The 19,599-nt window shown below is 37.8% G+C and carries 21 protein-coding genes; 9 read left to right on the top strand and 12 right to left on the bottom strand.

The window, feature by feature from the left end; all coding sequences use genetic code 11:
* Positions 1-40 precede the first annotated feature (40 nt).
* Positions 41-841 carry a glutamate racemase gene (murI, locus tag ME5_RS06710; protein ID WP_008039587.1) on the bottom strand — a complete coding sequence of 267 codons (801 nt, stop codon included), beginning with the start codon at positions 839-841 and terminating at the stop codon, positions 41-43.
* Positions 834-1,664: an RNA methyltransferase gene (locus tag ME5_RS06705; protein WP_008039585.1), complete on the bottom strand. Its 831-nt coding sequence runs from the start codon at positions 1,662-1,664 to the stop codon at positions 834-836. The genes murI and ME5_RS06705 overlap by 8 nt, the downstream gene beginning before the upstream one ends.
* A gap of 354 nt (positions 1,665-2,018) precedes the next feature.
* On the opposite strand from ME5_RS06705, the gene map reads away from it, so the two are divergent.
* Complete coding sequence (gene map, locus ME5_RS06700; RefSeq protein WP_008039583.1) at positions 2,019-2,849, top strand: type I methionyl aminopeptidase; 831 nt, start codon at positions 2,019-2,021, stop codon at positions 2,847-2,849.
* Between the two features lie 14 nt (positions 2,850-2,863).
* A complete protein-coding gene (gene radC / locus ME5_RS06695; protein WP_008039582.1) occupies positions 2,864-3,667 on the top strand; it encodes a RadC family protein in 804 nt (267 codons plus the stop codon).
* Positions 3,668-3,722: 55 nt separating this feature from the next.
* Here the strand turns inward: radC and ME5_RS06690 are convergent, their stop codons facing one another.
* The 5 genes from ME5_RS06690 to ME5_RS06670 all read right to left on the bottom strand — a co-directional run bounded on the left by ME5_RS06690 (position 3,723) and on the right by ME5_RS06670 (position 6,792).
* Positions 3,723-3,935: a DUF3126 family protein gene (locus ME5_RS06690; RefSeq protein WP_008039581.1), complete on the bottom strand. Its 213-nt coding sequence runs from the start codon at positions 3,933-3,935 to the stop codon at positions 3,723-3,725.
* 88 nt (positions 3,936-4,023) lie between these two features.
* Complete coding sequence (gene cysE / locus ME5_RS06685; RefSeq protein ID WP_008039580.1) at positions 4,024-4,833, bottom strand: serine O-acetyltransferase; 810 nt, start codon at positions 4,831-4,833, stop codon at positions 4,024-4,026.
* A gap of 30 nt (positions 4,834-4,863) precedes the next feature.
* Entirely contained in the window at positions 4,864-5,634 is a 771-nt protein-coding gene (locus ME5_RS06680; protein WP_008039579.1) for an alpha/beta fold hydrolase, read from the bottom strand.
* The gene (locus ME5_RS06675; RefSeq protein ID WP_008039578.1) at positions 5,631-6,116 is read right to left on the bottom strand and encodes a DUF192 domain-containing protein; all 486 of its coding nucleotides are present in this window, start codon (positions 6,114-6,116) and stop codon (positions 5,631-5,633) included. Before ME5_RS06675 ends, ME5_RS06680 begins: the two co-directional genes overlap by 4 nt.
* A gap of 82 nt (positions 6,117-6,198) precedes the next feature.
* Entirely contained in the window at positions 6,199-6,792 is a 594-nt protein-coding gene (locus ME5_RS06670; protein WP_008039576.1) for a cold-shock protein, read from the bottom strand.
* 262 nt (positions 6,793-7,054) lie between these two features.
* Between ME5_RS06670 and gloA the strand changes: the two genes are divergently transcribed.
* Positions 7,055-7,495 (top strand): lactoylglutathione lyase, encoded by a 441-nt coding sequence (gene gloA / locus ME5_RS06665; RefSeq protein WP_035000194.1) that lies wholly within the window; start codon positions 7,055-7,057, stop codon positions 7,493-7,495.
* A gap of 63 nt (positions 7,496-7,558) precedes the next feature.
* Here gloA and gatA read toward each other — a convergent pair whose 3' ends face one another.
* The 3 genes from gatA to ME5_RS06650 all read right to left on the bottom strand — a co-directional run bounded on the left by gatA (position 7,559) and on the right by ME5_RS06650 (position 10,140).
* Positions 7,559-9,040, bottom strand: a complete 1,482-nt coding sequence (gatA, locus tag ME5_RS06660) for an Asp-tRNA(Asn)/Glu-tRNA(Gln) amidotransferase subunit GatA (protein WP_008039571.1) — start codon at positions 9,038-9,040, stop codon at positions 7,559-7,561.
* Positions 9,041-9,073: 33 nt separating this feature from the next.
* Positions 9,074-9,361 (bottom strand): Asp-tRNA(Asn)/Glu-tRNA(Gln) amidotransferase subunit GatC, encoded by a 288-nt coding sequence (gene gatC / locus ME5_RS06655; protein WP_008039569.1) that lies wholly within the window; start codon positions 9,359-9,361, stop codon positions 9,074-9,076.
* Between the two features lie 74 nt (positions 9,362-9,435).
* A complete protein-coding gene (locus tag ME5_RS06650) occupies positions 9,436-10,140 on the bottom strand; it encodes a metal-dependent hydrolase (protein ID WP_008039567.1) in 705 nt (234 codons plus the stop codon).
* Positions 10,141-10,235: 95 nt separating this feature from the next.
* Between ME5_RS06650 and ruvX the strand changes: the two genes are divergently transcribed.
* Positions 10,236-10,712, top strand: coding sequence for a Holliday junction resolvase RuvX (ruvX, locus tag ME5_RS06645; RefSeq protein WP_008039566.1), 477 nt, complete (start codon positions 10,236-10,238; stop codon positions 10,710-10,712).
* Here ruvX and ME5_RS06640 read toward each other — a convergent pair.
* Positions 10,709-12,337, bottom strand: coding sequence for an acyl-CoA dehydrogenase family protein (locus ME5_RS06640; RefSeq protein WP_008039564.1), 1,629 nt, complete (start codon positions 12,335-12,337; stop codon positions 10,709-10,711). The two genes, ruvX and ME5_RS06640, sit on opposite strands and share 4 nt — an antisense overlap.
* 132 nt (positions 12,338-12,469) lie before the next feature.
* Between ME5_RS06640 and ME5_RS06635 the strand changes: the two genes are divergently transcribed.
* The 4 genes from ME5_RS06635 to dprA are packed head-to-tail and all read left to right on the top strand — an operon-like array spanning position 12,470 to position 16,607.
* Complete coding sequence (locus tag ME5_RS06635) at positions 12,470-13,429, top strand: aspartate carbamoyltransferase catalytic subunit (RefSeq protein WP_008039560.1); 960 nt, start codon at positions 12,470-12,472, stop codon at positions 13,427-13,429.
* A gap of 5 nt (positions 13,430-13,434) precedes the next feature.
* On the top strand, positions 13,435-14,742 hold the full coding sequence (locus ME5_RS06630; protein ID WP_008039558.1) for a dihydroorotase: 1,308 nt from the start codon (positions 13,435-13,437) through the stop codon (positions 14,740-14,742).
* 60 nt (positions 14,743-14,802) lie between these two features.
* Positions 14,803-15,435, top strand: coding sequence for a glycerol-3-phosphate 1-O-acyltransferase PlsY (gene plsY, locus ME5_RS06625; RefSeq protein WP_008039553.1), 633 nt, complete (start codon positions 14,803-14,805; stop codon positions 15,433-15,435).
* Entirely contained in the window at positions 15,435-16,607 is a 1,173-nt protein-coding gene (gene dprA, locus ME5_RS06620; protein WP_008039552.1) for a DNA-processing protein DprA, read from the top strand. Before plsY ends, dprA begins: the two co-directional genes overlap by 1 nt.
* Here dprA and ME5_RS10645 read toward each other — a convergent pair.
* Complete coding sequence (locus ME5_RS10645; protein WP_008039551.1) at positions 16,601-16,771, bottom strand: hypothetical protein; 171 nt, start codon at positions 16,769-16,771, stop codon at positions 16,601-16,603. The genes dprA and ME5_RS10645 overlap by 7 nt on opposite strands.
* A gap of 244 nt (positions 16,772-17,015) precedes the next feature.
* Here ME5_RS10645 and topA point away from each other — a divergent pair, with 244 nt between their 5' ends.
* Positions 17,016-19,598, top strand: a complete 2,583-nt coding sequence (gene topA / locus ME5_RS06615; RefSeq protein WP_008039550.1) for a type I DNA topoisomerase — start codon at positions 17,016-17,018, stop codon at positions 19,596-19,598.
* Position 19,599: the final 1 nt, after the last annotated feature.

Genomic DNA, 19,599 nt, shown 5'->3' with positions numbered 1-19,599 from the left:
TTGATACAAGATGTCTTAATAATTTTCTTTATTTCAAAAGTCAAGCGCACCAATCGCATTTCAAACCAAAGCCATAAAGCAAACGTATTGTCGCATAATCATTATGGTGAGAGGTGAAATAAGCCAGATCTTCATGATGAAATAAAGTGTTTTCTCTTTCATTTTTCATCAGTAACGATTTTACGCGTTTTGCAATGGCTTCAGCAGGATCGATCCAATCGACAGGCCAAGGTGCAATTTTTCGAAATGAATGAATTAAAAATGGAAAATGTGTACACGCTAGGACTATAATATCAGTTTTTTTATTTTTTTTATGAATAAAACATGGTTCAATTTCATCTTTTAGAGTTTTTTTGTCTAAAGGAACACCGCGTAAATAAAGCTCAGCGCAGTTTGCCAATTTTTCGCTGCCTACCAATTGGACATCACATTGATTTGCAAATGATTGTATAAGTGCGCGCGTATAGGCTCTTTTAACTGTGCCAGTTGTTGCTAATACCGTTATAAGCCCTGAAAGGGTTTGTTCAGCGGCAGGCTTAATCGCGGGGACAGTTCCGACAAAAAGAATAGAAGGAAATGTTTGACGTAATTCACTTAAGACAACTGTCGATGCTGTATTACATGCAATAACACATAAAATTGGTGAATATTTTTCTATCAAAATATGAAATAGAGAAAGAATATGTTTTGTTAAATTCTCTTCACTCCATGCACCATAAGGAAAATGGGCATCATCAGCAACATAAACAAAACGTTTTTCAGGCATAAGAATTCGGGCTTCGCGTAAAACCGTTAAACCGCCAATGCCACTATCAAAAAATAAAATAGGTCTTTTATTCATGTTCGTTATTATGTTGAATTTTGCGTTTTCTGGTTTCAGGTGCACCCGATCCACGAGGAAGTTTTGGTGAAAAATGATCTAATGATGAAATAACACCACGCAACAAGCGAACTTCCGCTTCGCTAAATTGTGCACGTGTTAATACCGAGCGTAAATTTTCAACCATCACTTTTTTACGTTCTTTTGGTCGAAAATAACCACGTATATCCAGTGCATTTTCGATTTGATTGAAAAAACTGTGCAATGTTTCTTTTTGTGATGTTGGCATTAAAGGAGCACGAAAAACTGTTTCTGATGCAACGTCAAAACCAGATTTCATCCATTCATAGGACATCAATAATACCGCTTGTGCAATATTAAGCGAAGCAAAAGCTGGATTGACTGGGAATGTTACGATTTCATCTGCCAAGCTTATTTCTTCATTTTTGAGTCCCCAGCGTTCACGACCAAATAGTATTGCCGTTTTTTGTTTTTTTTCTGCAAGTAAACGCAAATAATGCGCAGCTTCCACAGCGCTTTTAACAGGTTTAAAACTATCCCGTTCACGTGCAGTTGTTGCGAAAACATAATGCATATCACTTATGGCATCTCGTAAATTTTCATATAATTTGGTTTTTTCAATAATATGATCCGCTTTACTTGCAGCGGCTGTAGCTTTTGCATTAGGAAATTTTTCGCGTGGGTTGACCAAACGCAATTCAGAAAGCCCAAAATTTGCCATTGCTCGAGCTACCATACCAATATTTTCAGGCAATTGCGGTTCTACCAAAATAATTACAGGACCATTTTCTATATTTTTTTGTTTTTTATTTGTGCCTGCCATGTTTCAATCCGTTATTTCATAATTCTTATTTTGCTCTTCCTTAAGTATGATCAATAAAAAAGGCATTAACACAGATAGAATAAAACTGAATTTATTTACAAATGATATTTTTATGACGATCTTAAAAGACAAATCTAAAAACAAGCTCATGGTAAAATTTTTATTCAAAAGTCATATATGTTGATTTTAATTATTGGCATGAGGAAATAGTTATGAGATTATTTCGCTATGAACATTAAAAAAAATGAATGTATCGAGCATGATGATATATAATTTGAAAGAGAATTTGAAATATTAACGATACAAAAACTAAAACCAATACAACAATAACCACAATAGAGAACAGAAAAATACATGACCAATTACGTCGATTATAAAAAAGCACTCCCAAAACAAAATGGACAAATCCGTTTGTTCGATGAAGAAGCTTTTGCAGGAATGCGCAAAGTAGGACGCATAGCCGCTGAATGTCTTGACGCTTTGGTGGAAATTATTAAACCTGGGACAACAACCCAAGAAATTGATGATTTTGTTTTTGCCTTTGGTGCAGATCGAGGTGCACTTCCTGCAGATTTAAATTATCGTGGATATACTCATTCTTGCTGCACATCAATTAATCATGTTGTGTGTCATGGTATTCCAGATAATAAAGCTTTAAAAGATGGTGATATTGTTAATGTCGATGTCACTTTTATTTTAGATGGCTGGCACGGTGATACCAGTCGTATGTATCCAGTCGGTCAGATTAAACGTGCAGCAGAACGTCTCCTTGAAGTTACACATGAAAGCTTAATGCGTGGTATTGCAGCTGTAAAACCGGGTGCAACGACGGGAGATATCGGTGCGGCGATACAAAACTACGCTGAATTTGAACGTTGTTCTGTCGTTCAAGATTTTTGCGGGCATGGCATTGGACAATTGTTCCATGATGCACCAAATATTCTCCATTTCGGTCGACCTGGTGACGGTATTCAATTGCGTGAAGGTATGATGTTTACGATTGAACCGATGATAAATTTGGGTAAACCTGGTGTAAAAGTATTAAATGATGGTTGGACGGCAGTGACACGCGATCGTTCTCTGACTGCCCAATATGAACATACCTTAGCTGTCACGAAAAACGGATGTGAAATATTTACACTTTCTCCTAAAAATACTTTTTTTGTACCAAATCGGAACATTTAAAAGGTTATATCAATATGAAGAAAAACCGCAATAAAAATGCCTTTGCTGAAAGCGGGTCCTTTTCTTTGTCAGCAGATTTTAATGCAAAAGAAAGCGAATTAAATTATCAAATAAATAAAAAATTATCGAGTAAGAAAAGCACAATAATTTCTCCTCATAAGGGTCATCGCGATCGGTTAAGAAATCGTTATTTTGAGACCCACGGCATTGGTTTAGCCGATTATGAATATCTTGAGCTATTACTGTTTCGTTCCATACCACGCGCAGATACAAAACCGCTTGCCAAAGCATTGATAAAACGTTTTGGAAGTCTTGCTGATGTTCTTGGAGCAGATTATTTTCTTTTACTAGAAGTTGAGGGTTGTGGTGAAGCTGTTGCTAAAGATTTGAAAATAATCGCAGGGATTGCTGAACGTGTTAATCGTTCAGAGCTTAGAAAAAGAGATGTATTTTCATCATGGGATAAAGTCATTGCATATTGTAAAGCAGCAATGGCACATGAAACACGTGAACAGTTTCGGATTTTATTTCTTGACAAAAAGAATGGACTCATTGCCGATGAAATACAACAAACGGGAACTGTTGATCATACACCTGTTTACCCAAGAGAGGTTGTACGACGTGCAATACAACTTTCAGCTTCTGCGATTATTCTTGTTCATAACCATCCCTCAGGAGATCCCACTCCCTCGCAAGAAGATATTTCGATGACCCACAGACTTAAAGATGTGGCAAATGCTTTAGGCATTGCAATACATGATCACATCATTATTGCAAGAAATGGATATAGCAGCTTTCGGTCATTGAAACTTATCTAAATGAAAAAAGTGTCTAATAACTTATTTGTTACACTATATTTGTATTTTCTATTTTCTATTCGTCAAGATCAATATCAAGTATGGCCATTGAAAAATTATAGGACAATTCACCTTCATCTTCATCACGATAAACAATTCCTAAAAATTCATCTCCTAGATAAACTTCGCACGAGTCATCTTTACGTGGACGTGCTTTAACGTGTAGTGAAAGATTTTGAAAAACGCGCTTAAAATAGGAATCAAGCTTTTTAATTTCTTCTGGATTCATGGCTTTCTCCTAATTCGTTAATTTCTTAAGATATGTATGCCTGATAAGATACTCTATCGCTGATGTAAAGAAGTTAAGGCGTTTTATTTCATTCTTCTAAATTTTGATTCATGCTTAAAGCAGGTTTTTCATTATATGATTCACCGATCATTTTTGCTGGTACACCTGCAACGGTTGCATTTGCTGGAACGGGCTTTAATACAACCGAGCCAGCAGCAATTTTTGCACAATCTCCCACTTCAATATTTCCAAGAACCTTTGCACCAGCTCCAATTAGAACGCCACAACGAATTTTTGGATGTCTATCGCCACTTCCTTTTCCTGTTCCACCAAGTGTGACATCTTGCAATATTGATACATTATTACCGATATTAGCCGTTTCTCCAACAACAAATCCCGTTGCGTGATCAAGAAAAATACCCTTTCCAAATACAGCTGCAGGGTGAATATCAGTCTGAAAAACAGATGAGGATCTACCTTGTAAAAACAATGCTAAATCTTTTCTCCCCTTATGCCATAAACTATGTGCAAAACGATGCGCTTGTATAGCTAAAAAGCCCTTTAAATAAAGTACTGGTTCAACCATGCGATGACAGGCGGGATCGCGATCATATACGGCTAATATGTCAGCAATTAACCTTGCTTCAAAGTCCTGAATATTATTTGTTTGCTCAACAAAAATTTGAAATAATCTTTCTTCACTTAACTCTCGTGTCCATAACCGTGCAGCAACACGACCAGCAATCATTTGGCTTAAGTTTTCATGCTTATGAATTGCATCTTGAAAAAATGGAGAAAGAGCTGGATCTGCTTGGCTGGCGCTTAGCGCTTCATTTTTAATCTGTGTCCATACTGAAATATGATCACGATCAACCGTTTCATGTTCAATCGCAGACACTTTGTATCTCCTTTAGTAATATTCTTAAATTTATAAGGGATGTTTTGATAGGAACTCAATGACACCCTTTTTATATATGGGATCCCCAACAGCCAACATATGGTCTCGATTAGGAATAACAAGTGTTTCACCATGAGGCAGTAACGCAGTTAATGGTTCTGCCTCACCTGATATTTCATCTAATGATCCAACCGCAACAAGGGCCGGCTGTTTGATTGAATGAACCTGCTCAGCAGTAAGCTCTTTTTTTGATGTTATGACACAAGCCGCCAATGCTTGTTTATCACTTTTCGTTCTATCAGCGAATTTACGAAACATCAGACCACGAGGATCATCAATGGTTTCAATATTTTCTGCTAATAATGCCTTGGCAACAGGCTCCCAATGCCCTGCCCCAGTCACCATTCCGATACCCAAACCACCAAAAATAACATTTTTTACTAGACTAGGAGAGTGTAAACACATAAATGCACTAATACGTGCACCCATAGAATATCCCATAACATGGGATTTATTTATTCCTAAATAATTCAGCAATGCTAAAGCATCATTTGCCATAAATTCAGGAAGATAAACCGACGGATCATGGCTTTTATCTGAAAGTCCGTGACCTCGATTATCAATTGCAATCACACGGTATCCCGCTTCATTTAAAGTACGAAACCACCCGGGTGAATACCAATTAATGAGTGAAGAAGACGCAAAGCCATGAATTAATAAAATTGGGTCACCATCTCCATTTTGGCGAAACGCGAGTTTAAAACCATCATGATCAAAATATTCAACATCTTCAACGCTCATTGTTGTGTCACCTCACAAGGATTACAAATAGCAGGATGGTCAACATATTGGTTTTCTTTTATTTGTTTATCATTGACTTCACCTGCATTCAGTTCAATTGTAAAAGCTGCAGGAACACCGGAAGATACGATATCAGTGGAATAAGGTACTGTATTTTCAGCAATGGCAACGATTTTTCCTTTTTCATTAATAAAGAGCATATCTAATGGAAGAGGCGTATTGGCCATCCACATATCAATGACTCGCATATTAGAAAATTTAAACAACATTGCTCTATTTTTAGGAAAATCTATACGATACATTAACCCCGCAGCAGATTCCTCTGATGTGAAAGCAATTTCTAGATCATAGGAAAATTTTCCTTTAGGTGTAGTAATGACTAAAGGCTTTGCATCAATAGGAAGATGCATTGGTTCTTGTGCGAGCGAAGGTGAAAAACCAAAAATTACAAAACCTAAAATAAACCAAAAAATTAAGCGCATATGCATTCGCCTGTTATAAAATTTGATACAATCCCTAAAAGTTCACATAGGAAACAACATGTATTAAGTCAAATTAAAGACTTTAATGCGTTGAAAAGGGTGTTGCAATATCAGGATGAATCTCCGCAGCCATAATACCTTTTTCACCATGTCCATAACGTACAAGCACAACTTGTCCAGGACGCAAATCCGCTAACCCAAATCGGCGCAAGGTTTCCATATGAATGAAGATATCATCAGTTCCTTCTCCACGCGTTAAAAACCCAAAACCTTTTTCACGATTAAACCATTTGACAATAGCACGCTCTAGACCACTTTCAGCAGTAACAACCACATGAGTTTTTGCAGGAATTTGTGATGGATGAATAGCAGTTGATAAATCAATAGATTTAACTTTTATGCTTTGTAAACCACGTTCGCCATTTTTAACGAAACAAACTATACGTGCGCCTTCAAGCGCAGTTTGAAAACCATCTTTTCTCATAACTGTGATATGAAGCAAAATATCACCCAAATTGGCAATGTCTGGTACAATAAAACCATATCCTTTGCTAACATCAAACCATTTAATCGCACCACTCACTTCAATGACGTCATTGGTGTCAAGTGCATCTTTTTTAAGATCAGAGCTATCTTGAGACAAAAGATAGTCTTGCGATTTTTCCTTGCTCACCATAATCCGCCTAATCCCATCAATGTAAAAAGTCATGATTCAACTTTTTAATGACTATGCTTTATTATGTCATTTGATTGACATGATTCTCTTTTTAAGAGTAAACAGTGATCACGTACAAACACGCAAGTGTCTACAAAAGATTTCCCCATATTGTCGTAAAAAACTTTATAAAATCCTTGTGAGTATTCTAAATGGTCATTTAGAATTATTTAAAAAAGAGCTAAAATCAAACCAGATACAAAACTTAAATGAAGAGGTCACAATGCGTTATTTGCACACAATGGTTAGAGTAGAAGATCTTGATAAATCAATGGAATTTTATTGCACGATCTTTGGATTAAAAGAAACACGCCGCATTGAAAATGAAAAAGGACGCTTTACACTTGTCTATCTTGCTGCTGACGAAGATGTTGATACGGCAAAGAATCATAAAGCTCCTGAGTTAGAACTTACCTATAATTGGGATAAAGAAAAATATTCTGGTGGACGTAATTTTGGACATCTAGCATATCAAGTTGATGATATTTACGCAATTTGCCAAAAATTATCCGATGCTGGTATTAATATTAACAGACCTCCACGTGATGGACATATGGCATTTGTGAAGTCACCTGATGGAATTTCTATTGAAATTCTACAAAAGGGTGAACGACTTGCACCTAAAGAACCGTGGGCATCAATGGAAAATACTGGCTCTTGGTAATTTAAAAACTTTTGGTAATTTTAAAATAAATTGCTGTTCACATTTAATGTGAACAGCAAGACTTTACCACCATTTTTTGGGTATAAAGTGCCCAGCTGATTGCTCAATTACATGTGCTGTTTGAAACAATGTTTGTTCATCAAAAGGCCTTCCAATCAATTGAAGAGACAAAGGCAAGCCTTTTTCGGATAATCCTGCTGGAACTGAAATTGCAGGCAATCCGGCCATATTAACAGTAATAGTGAAAATATCATTGAGATACATAGCAACGGGATCGTTTTTCAATGATTCATCGCCAATTGCAAAAGCAGCACTAGGCGTTGCTGGAGTTAAGATCATATCAACACCAGATTCAAATGATTGATCGAAATCTTTTTTAATTAAAGTTCTAACCTTTTGCGCTCTTAAATAATACGCATCATAATAACCCGCAGATAAAACATAAGTCCCCATTAAAATGCGGCGCTTAACTTCATCACCGAACCCTTCAGAGCGCGTATTTTCATACATATCGATAATATCTTTACCTTGTACACGCAATCCGTAACGCACGCCGTCATAGCGCGCTAAATTAGATGAAGCTTCAGCTGATGCCACAATATAATATGCAGGCAATGCATATTGCGTATGAGGTAAGGAAATATCTACAATTTCTGCCCCTGCATCACGCAACCAATTAATGCCTTTTTGCCAAAGAGCAGAAATTTCTTCAGGCATCTCATCTACACGATATTCTTTCGGAATACCAATTTTAAAGCCTTTTATTGACTTTCCGATATACTCTTCATAATTGCTTACAGATTGGTCGATTGAGGTCGAATCTTTTTCATCGAAAGATGCCATAGACTTCAATAAAATAGCGCTATCACGAACAGTTCGAGCTATAGGGCCTGCTTGATCTAACGATGAAGCATAAGCGATAGTACCCCAACGAGAACAGCGTCCATAAGTTGGTTTTATACCTACAGTTCCTGTAAATGCGGCGGGCTGACGTATCGATCCACCAGTATCAGTCGCAGTTGCCCCAAGACATAAATGTGCAGCAACCGCTCCCGCCGAGCCACCTGAAGAACCACCCGTTACAAGAGGTCTTTGCGAATCATTTTCACGCCAAGGGTTAATGGCGGCTCCGTAATAAGACGTTTCATTGGATGAGCCCATGGCAAATTCATCCATATTAAGTTTCCCCAACAAAACAGCGCCATCTGACCAAAGGTTTTGTGTCACGGTTGATTCATATTTCGGCTTAAATCCATCCAATATATGCGAACAAGCCTGTGTATGAATATCAAAAGTTGCAAACAAATCTTTTACACCAAGAGGAATTCCTTCTAATGCGCCTGCTTCTTTTTTATCAAGCTTGGCTTGAGAATTATTTGCCATTATACGCGCTTTATCGGCAGTAACACTAACATAAGCTTTCAACTTAGAATTAGACTGTTCGATTGTTTGAAGGTAGGCCTCTGTCAATTCAATTGCTTTAATATCCCCTTTTGCGAGGGCATCACGAGCTTGTTGTAGTGTTAACTTTGTCAAGTCAGTCATCAGAAATCTCAAAATTTAAAAAGTTTCGTTAATCTATTCAACCACTTTAGGAACTAGAAAAAAATTATCTTCACTAAGAGGTGCATTAGCAACGATGTCGCCTACTTTATTTCCATCCGTTACTTTATCTTCACGCATACGCAATGTCATATGCGTTACAGAAGTCATTGGCTCAATGTCGTCGATATCAACTTCATTTAACTTTTCAACAAATTCCAAGATTTTTCTCAGCTCACCACTGATACGTTCTGCTTCTTGATCATTAACAGCAATACGTGCCAAATGCGCCACTCTTTTAACTGTTTTGATATCCACCGACATAGATCATTTCCTATATGAATACATTTTCTATATTGGCTATACAGTGCACAAAGCGTAAGCGCAAGAAAAGACACTTAAAAATTGAGTGTTTCACCGATTTTTGGAACAGCTATATTTGTGGTGCTGCCTTCCATACCCTTGACGAATTTTTCAGGTGTTTGCTCAAGAAAAGGAAAAGTTCCATAATGACATGGTATTGCAGTTTTAAGATTTAAATATCTTTTACAAGCCAAAGCAGCAACCGCCCCACCCATTGTAAACCGATCACCAACCGGCACAAGTCCAATTTCTGGTGAATGCAACTCATCAATAAGTTTCATATCCGAAAAAATATCTGTATCCCCGAAATGATAAAGTGTTGGTGCATGATCAAAATGAAAAATAAGACCGTTCGGATTGCCTAAGCTTTGTGAATTTCCGTTCTCGGTGAGCATTCCAGAAGAATGCAAAGCGTTAACAAATGTAATGGTGTAACCATTATGATGTTGAGTGCCGCCTGTATTGCCTGCAATTATTTTTTCTACACCTTGAGTACTCAGCCATGTTCCCAAATCCGCATTTGCGGTGACTGGAATGTTTTTTTCGCGAGCAATAGAAATTGTATCACCCACATGATCACCATGGCCATGTGTTAAAGCAATATGCGTTACGTTATCTACTATTTTTTTTAGATCAAGATTTTTTGCAGCTGGGTTATCCGATAAATAAGGATCAATGAGAATGACAGCATTTCCAGTTTCGATTTTAAATGCTGCATGTCCTAGCCATGTAATTTTCATATTTGTGGCTCCTTTTTATTCACTTTATTATAATGAAATGATATATGATTATTTCTTTAACAAATGCCAAGAGGCAAATAATATTTTTAAATCACATGCCCGTTATTGATATTTTAGATGTACCGAATTTAGCTTTGAAGGAAAAAACAATTGCAGGGCTTGACCTTGGGACAAAAACAATTGGCATTGCCATATCTGATCTTTGCTGGTCCTTTGCTCATCCTAGACCCGTATTAAAGCGTAAAAAGTTTTCAATTGATGCCCCCTTACTAAATCAACGACTTTTTAAAGAAAATGTAGGCGTGATTGTTATTGGGTTACCTATAAATATGAACGGAAGCAATGGCCCACGCGTACAGGCAACACGCACATTTGTAAGTAATATGAATTCAATAACAAATATACCATTTGTTTTTTGGGATGAACGCCTATCAACTGTTGCTGCCGAACGGTCCCTTTTAGAAATGAATGTTTCGCGAGCAAAACGCTCTGAAAAAATAGATTCTGCGGCGGCCGCATTTATATTACAAGGCGCACTTGATCGTTTAAAAACACTTAAATTTCATATTTAAACAATAGGATAAAGTGTATTTAATATATGACCAGCATTATGACGCGCACTCAACATTCCATACGATGAGCGCCATTGTCCACCGAGCCGACTTTCCATATATGCAACACTTATGGCATCAAGATCAGTTTGTCTTAAGCAGGCTGCTGCACCCGCATAAGCCATTTGCTCAACAAAAAGCCGTCCAGCTCCAATATCACTAGCGGCAACAGTTGCAGCGGCTTTTAGAATATCTACTGTTTTTGGTCCTGCTGGTCCAATATCAAAACCTATGCGCTCTATTAAACTATAAAAAAGTCCTGGCGCTTTAACCGCCATACGAATGATATCTTCTACTAGATCATTACCACCAGAACCCTTCATAGAGCGGATAGGTGAATCCTGTAGCATACGTGCAAGCCGACTATCATGAAAAAATGCTTTAGCTCCTAATTGTGCAATAATCTCGCCAATAATAGGAACAGCCAATTGGTTTACATGCATCGCAACAATAGGTGTCATAATACGTGCAAAAGATGCTTCATCACGATTGTTTGCGGCTTGATCGAAGGCTTTTGCTAAACGCATCATTAAACATTGTGCCGCAACGACATCTAGTGCGAGATCAGCAAAAATACGTTCAGTAAGTGGTGATAATGTTTGACGCTGTTGTTCACGCCGAAAAAAATCAATTCCATATTGAAGCGCAGATCTCAATACACCTGCAGTAATGACAGAATCATCAAAACGAATCATTGTTTCAATATCGCGAATGACTTTCTCTCCGCCCCCCAATTGACCAATAAGCCAACCTTGACTTTGATGAAATGAAACCTGACCTTCAGGAACTGAGCATTCGCCGGCACTTTTTAATAGATGATCGATTGATATATGACCATTCAAAGCACCATTTTCCTGTAAACGCGGGACTAAAAAACAGCTCATTTCTCCATTAACAGCCGCTGTTACAAAATAACCGTCTGCGAATGGATTTATTACGGATGTTTTAACGGCTTCTAGACTAAAAATATCTCTTCCCAATACTGCATCAAAGTGAACACGTGTCGCTGAAGCATTATAATTGGTAGCACGGACACTGTCCGTTGCATTATCAAATGCAAAAGTAATGCTAGCAGATTTTTTGGTTGAAAGTGGTCTTGAAGAAAAATCATGTTGCCGCGATAGCAAATTATTTTGCCATTTTTGGAACAAATCATTTTCGCTTATAAGTGCAGAAATCGCAGCACTATTAAATATATTTTCTATTAAATGTCCTGTTTCTAAGCCTGATAGCAAAAAAAGTCTTATTGCGCGTGCTTGATAACGCACACCATTTTCAGTTTTAGATTGATCCCACAAAGAAGACGAAAGACCAGCCTGTTTTGAACGTCGCTGCAATGCATGATAGGCAGGATGCATTTCAATTTGTTGTGTTGCATCTCCCCATTCATTTTCTCGCCGCAACTGAGGTTGGTATACATTTGCCAATCGCGCTAAATCACGGCCTTCACGACTTGAAACAAACGCACCAATTTCTTCAAATCCTGAAAGAAGTGTTGGTGAGAGGTTAGAGCTAAAACGGAATAAAACCGCATCATCAAGAAAAGCATTTCTTTTTTGAGTAGATCGAGCAGACAGTGCGTTCACAATTTTATTCCTATTTTCGAATCAAAACATCATGATTTTAAAGACAATTGGTTTTTTAGCGGTTAAAAAGACTTAAAAATAACAAACATTGCTTGTTGTGAATTTGTTAAAAGCTTATAGAAATGATTTACTATGACACATAATGTATCTTTTCCTCTATTTCGTCATCGTCATTTGTTGGGAATTAAAGACCTTAATTCACAAGACATTACTTTGCTTCTTGATCGTGCAAATGAAAATGTCGCTCTTTCGCAACAAATTGATAAGAAAAAATCTACACTACGTGGAAGAACTCAAATAAATTTATTTTTTGAAGCATCAACCAGAACCCAATCATCATTTGAATTGGCTGGCAAACGTCTTGGTGGCGATGTGATGAATATGTCCGTAGCCAATTCATCTGTGAAAAAAGGCGAGACACTCATTGATACAGCAATGACTTTAAATGCCATGCATCCAGATATTTTGGTTATACGCCATAGCGCTGCAGGTGCGGCCGCGCTTCTTGCGCAAAAGGTTGATTGTGCCGTTATAAATGCTGGTGATGGAGCACATGAACACCCTACTCAAGCACTTCTTGATGCTCTAACGATAAGGCGCGCTAAAAAACATATTGAAGGATTAAATATTGCAATTTGTGGTGATATTTTACATTCACGAGTTGCGCGATCTAATATTATATGCCTCAACGCTTTGGGAGCGCGTGTGCGTGTTATTGCGCCTTCAACACTTCTTCCATCAGAAATAGAAAATATGAGTGTGAGCGTTTATAATGATATGCAACAAGGTCTTAAAGATGTCGATGTTATTATGATGCTTCGTTTGCAACGTGAACGCATGACGAGTGCTTTTATCCCATCATCGCGGGAATATTTTCATTTTTTTGGCTTGGACAAACAAAAGCTTCACAATGCCAAACCTGATTGTATTGTTATGCATCCAGGCCCAATGAATAGAGGCGTTGAAATTGCTTCAGATGTTGCCGATGGTTCACACAGTGTCATCCAAACACAAGTTGAAATGGGCGTAGCTGTTAGAATGGCAGTGATGGAAGCGCTTCTTGATTCACGTCATCATATTGGTGAGAAGTAAAGATTATGAGCAAAGCTTTATATAATAAAACAACTGTTTTTCAAAATGCCCGTATTGTTGATCCTTCAAGAAATATGGATGAGATAGGCGCTCTTATTGTTGACAATGGTGTATTTATGGCTTCTGGCAAAGAAGCCCATAATCAAGGTGTTCCAGAAGGAGCAGAAGTCTATGACCTTGAGGGAAAAACGATTTTACCGGGTTTGGTTGACAGCCGTGTTTTTGTAGGCGAACCTGGTGAGGAACATAGAGAGACAATTGAATCCGCTAGCCACTCTGCAGCTGCGGGAGGAATAACTTCTTTTTTAATGATGCCTGACACAAATCCTGTAATTGATAGTGTTTCATTGGTTGAATTTATTAAACGAACAGCAAGAGAAACAGCAAAAGTTCATGTTCATCCAGTGCCTGCCATTACAAAGGGACTGATGGGTCAAGAGCTTACTGAATTTGGATTAATGAAAAATGCAGGAGCAATTGCTTTCTCGGACGGAAAAAAAACAATTGAAAATTCTGCAATGATGCGACGTGCCATGACCTATGCGCGCGATTTTGATATGCCTATAATGCACGAAACGCAAGATAAATGGCTTAATAGTCTTGGTGTTATGAATGAAGGTCTTCTTGCTAGCTGGCTTGGACTTTTAGGAATCCCAAAAGAGGCAGAAATTATTCCGCTTGAACGGGATTTAAGATTGGCGAATTTAACGCAATGCCGATACCACGCAGCCCAAATTTCAACAGCTATGTCTGCTGAAACTATAGAAAGAGCTAAACAAAAAAACACCAAAATATCGTCAGCTGTTTCCATTAATCATATATCACTTAATGAAAATGACATTGGAGAATATCGGACTTTTTTCCGTCTTTCACCTCCATTGCGCACTGAAGATGATCGTCTTTCAATGATTGAATCCCTGCGCAATGGTACAATTGATATGATTGTTTCCAGTCATGATCCGCAAGACGTTGATACAAAACGTTTGCCTTTTGAAGATTCACAAACAGGTGCAGTCGGTTTGGAAACTTTATTAGCCGCAGCATTAAGACTTTATCATAATGGGTCGCTTTCACTTATCACTATTGTTCGTCTTCTATCAACCAATCCTGCAAAGCTTTTTGGATTGGATGCTGGAACACTAAAACAAGGTCAAAACGCAGATTTTATTATTGTGGATTTGGAAGAGCCATGGGTTTTATCACTTGATATGTTGCATTCACGATCAAAAAATAGCCCTTTTGAAAAGGCACGCTTTCAAGGTAGAGTTTTGCAAACTTATGTTAAAGGACTAAAAGTCTTTAGCATATGCTAATAATGCATAAACAATGAATATATGGTCATTAGAATATTATAAGTAGAAAGTCATTGATCAATGGATATGTTATCCCACAATCAATTTATATTATGGCTTTTGCCATTTCTATCTTATCTAATTGGTTCAATACCTTTTGGTTTAATATTTACACATTTTGCAGGTTTGGGCGATGTGCGCTCAATTGGTTCAGGAAATATTGGTGCGACGAATGTTTTACGCACAGGAAATAAAAAAATCGCATTTTTGACTCTTCTTTGCGATCTTTTGAAAGGAACTGTCGCCGTTATTTTTGCTTCTATGATTGTTCAAAGAACAGATCATTATAGTATTATTTTATTAAGTGGCTTTTGTGTTTTTTTAGGTCATTTATATCCTGTTTGGCTAAAATTCAAAGGAGGCAAAGGTGTTGCCACCTATTTGGGTGTTTGTTTGGGTTTTTACGGACCATTGGCTCTAATCTTTGTAATTGTTTGGGTTGGAATTGCATTTATAACACGCTATTCATCACTTTCAGCGTTGATTGCTGTTGTGACAGCACCAATTTTTACGTTTTTTATCTTACCAAATAACCATCGTTTTTCAACGGCTCTAATTCTTGCAATTATGAGCATGATAGTTATTGTTAAACATCATGAAAATATCAACCGTCTTTTAAAAGGCGAAGAAGACAAGATTAGCAAAAAGGGGTGATGCAAAATAAACAAAAAGGCATTAAACTTACTGATTATCAGCGTTTAAACTGGTTGCGACTGATAAGAAGCGAAAACGTTGGGGCTGTTACTTTTTTGAATCTTATTGCACGTTTCGGTTCAGCGCAAAAAGCAATTGAAGCACTTCCTGAATTAAACGCAAAAGGCGGCGCAAGAAAAACAATACGCATTGCAAGCATAGAAGATGCTGAAAAAGAATTTGAAAAAGCCCTTCAAATGGGAATAAAATTTGTTTGTGTTGGCGAGCCTGAATATCCTGAACTCTTACGTGCCATTGAATTTCCTCCCCCTTTAATTGCATTGCGTGGTAACGTTGAGATATTTATGAAGCCTTCAGTTGCTATTGTTGGTTCAAGGAATGCGTCAGCATCTGGCAAAAAGCTTACTTTTCAATTTGCAAAGGCATTAGGCGACCATGGTTTTTCCATAGTTTCTGGTCTGGCTCGTGGCATTGATTCTGCTGCTCATCAGGCATCTTTAGACACAGGCACAATTGCTGTTTTAGCTGGTGGTGTGGATTGTGTTTATCCTCCAGAAAATACGACACTTTATCGTGATATTATTCATAGAGGTGGTGTAATTATCAGTGAAATGCCCATTGGGTGGACTCCACGTGCGGTGGATTTTCCACGTAGAAACCGTATCATTGCAGGATTATCTCTTGGTCTTTTAATTGTTGAAGCAGCAAAACGTTCTGGTTCTCTTATTACAGCGCGTATTGCAAATGAAATTGGCAGGTTGGTATTTGCTATTCCTGGATCACCACTTGATCCACGTGCAGAAGGTCCTAACAAACTTATCCGTGATGGAGCCATTTTTATAACTGATCCTGATGATTTAGCAAAAACACTTTTCCCCCTTGTTCCAAATACATCGCCAACTCAACCCTATCTTTTTAAAAATATGGAGTCTTTATTACCACCACAAGGATTTAACGAATCGGATAGTCCTGATATTTTTAATGAAGATGTGAATGATAAAGAACGTCAAAAGGTTTTATCAGCTCTTTCTGTAACACCAATAGATATAGAAACTTTAAGTTTTCATTCAGGTGTTCCATTAAACAAGCTTTATCTTTTATTAGTCGAGCTTGATCTTGCTGGTAAATTGGTGCGCCATTCAGGCGGCTATGTTTCGCTTTTTGTTCAATGATTATTGTGATCTTTTTGATGCACGTTCAAAATATTTTGCCCCTCTTGAGAAACCATATCCAACAAATAAGCCAAGAAAGGTGAACGTGCAGCATTCGCCATGATCTTCATTTCTTTTGACATGTCTGTAATATATCCAATAATCTCTGTTTGATTTTTAGACATATAATCTCCAATTTAATTGCGGTCACATATTAATTTGTAGTTATATTTAATCATTTACAAGATTTATCATTAGAATTATGAACTTAGAAAAACGTATAATATACTATAAATAGAAAATATATAAATTACAATTAAAAGTTGTGTTACTGTCTATTTTGATTATTTAGCCTTGACCAAAAAGGTTTGAATGTTCATTTAAATACAGTTCAGATACAAATTTTGACTTTAAAAAGCGGATAAAAATATGGATGTTGTTGTTGTTGAATCACCAGCAAAAGCTAAAACGATCAATAAGTATTTAGGGTCTAACTATAAGGTTTTGGCTTCATTCGGTCATGTACGCGATTTACCTGCCAAAGACGGATCCGTACTGCCCGATGAAGACTTTTCAATGAAGTGGGATGTAGATAACGCTTCTTCTAAACGATTAAATGAAATAGCAAAAGCCGTTAAGGACGCGGATGAACTTATTTTAGCGACTGACCCTGATCGGGAAGGTGAAGCAATTTCATGGCATGTTTTAGAAGTATTGCGACAAAAGAAAGTTATTAAAGATAAACCTGTTAAACGTGTTGTTTTTAATGCAATAACGAAAAAATCTGTTTTAGATGCCATGGCGCATCCGCGTGATATTGATGTTCCTTTGGTTGATGCTTATCTGGCACGCCGTGCTTTAGATTATCTTGTTGGATTTACCCTTTCACCTGTTTTATGGCGTAAACTTCCGGGTGCACGTTCTGCAGGACGGGTTCAATCTGTAGCATTACGTCTTATTTGCCAGCGTGAAGCTGAAATTGAACATTTTAAACATGAAGAATATTGGACCATAGCCGCCGAATTATCCACTCAAAGAAAAGAAAATTTTATCGCACGCTTGGTTGCATATAATCAAAAAAAACTAGCCAAATTGGATATTAAAACACAAATAGAGGCTGATGGTATAAAAACAATGCTTGATGGTGCCACTTTTCGCACTATAAGCGTAGAAGCAAAACCAACAAAGCGTAATCCTTCCCCCCCCTTTACCACATCAACTTTGCAACAAGCAGCATCCGCAAAGCTAGGATTTTCTGCATCACGTACCATGCAAGTTGCACAAAAACTTTACGAAGGTGTGGACATTGGCGGTGAAACAACTGGGCTGATTACATATATGCGAACGGATGGTGTGCAAATGGCTAGTGAGGCCATTTCTGAGGCACGTGAGGCTATAGGCCAATCTTTTGGTCAAACTTATGTTCCAGAAAAACCACGTTTTTATTCTGCCAAAGCCAAAAATGCACAAGAAGCTCATGAAGCCATTCGCCCCACAAGCTTCAAACGAATTCCACATGAAGCCACCAAATATCTTGATAACGATCAGGCAAAACTTTACGAACTTATATGGAAACGCGCTATTGCAAGCCAAATGTTGCCTGCTGATATTGAACGTACAACGGTTGAGATTGAAGCGATTAATGGTTCAAATCACGCCAATCTAAGAGCAACAGGTTCTGTTGTACGATTTGACGGTTTTATTGCGGCTTACATGGATCATAAGGAAGATGATTCAAAGGAGGAGGAGGAAAGCACTCGTCTCCCCCATATTGAAAGTGAAGAAATTTTAAATAAACACGAAGTCGATGCAACACAACATACAACAGAGCCACCACCACGGTATTCAGAAGCAAGTTTAATTAAAAAACTTGAAGAGCTTGGCATTGGGCGCCCTTCTACATATGCATCGACACTTGCTACACTTCGTGATCGTGATTATGTCACAATTGATAAACGTCGTCTGATGCCAGAAGCAAAAGGGCGCATTGTCACAGCATTTTTAGAAAACTTCTTTAATCAATATGTGGAATATGATTTTACCGCTAGTTTAGAAGAAAAACTTGATTTAATTTCTGATGGTCAATTATCGTGGAAACAAGTTTTGCGTGATTTTTGGGATGCTTTTAACCATTCTGTTTCTGAAATTAAAGATTTACGCGTCAGCAATGTTCTTGATGTTTTAAATGAAACATTAGCACCCCTTGCCTTTCCTCCACGTGAGGAAGGTGGCGATCCACGTTTATGTCCAATTTGTCATGCAGGAAAACTCTCTTTAAAACTTGGTCGCTATGGTGCCTTTGTGGGGTGTTCAAATTATCCTGAATGTAAATTTACGCGTCAATTAGGTAGTGAACACAATGATAATGGTGAGACGGCAATAGCAGATGGCCCACTTGTTTTAGGAAAAGATCCCAATACAAATGAAGATATCACTTTGCGTACAGGACGGTTCGGCCCTTATGTTCAAATTGGTGAAGGTAAAGACTCTAAACGTGCAGGTTTACCTAAATCATGGGCACAAAGTGACATGACATTGGATAAAGCCTTGTCTCTTCTTTCACTACCACGTGAAGTTGGAATTCATCCAGAAACTGGAACCCCAATTACAGCTTCAATTGGTCGTTATGGACCCTATCTTTCTTATAATGGTAAATACGCAAATTTAGAAAATGTTGACGAAGTCTTTGACATCGGAATTAATCGCGCTGTCACAATACTTGCCGAAAAACAAAGCAAAGGTGGTGCAAGTGGGCGAGGACAACCGACAGCTCTGGTAATATTAGGTGATCATCCCGATGGCGGAAGTGTTACCGTGCGAGATGGACGCTATGGTCCTTATGTCAATTGGGGTAAAATTAATGCGACACTTCCAAAAGAAAAAGATCCTACGAGTGTTACTTTAGAAGAGGCGCTTTTACTTCTTGAAGCAAAAGCCGGTGGCACTAAAAAGACTAAAAAAATCGCTACTAAAAAAGCGACCACAAAGAAAACAACTAAAAAGGCACGTTGAT

This window comes from Bartonella tamiae Th239 (assembly GCF_000278275.1).
Lineage (GTDB): Bacteria > Pseudomonadota > Alphaproteobacteria > Rhizobiales > Rhizobiaceae > Bartonella > Bartonella tamiae.
Note: the sequence above shows the minus strand (reverse complement) of the source record. Positions and strands in the feature narration are given on the sequence as shown.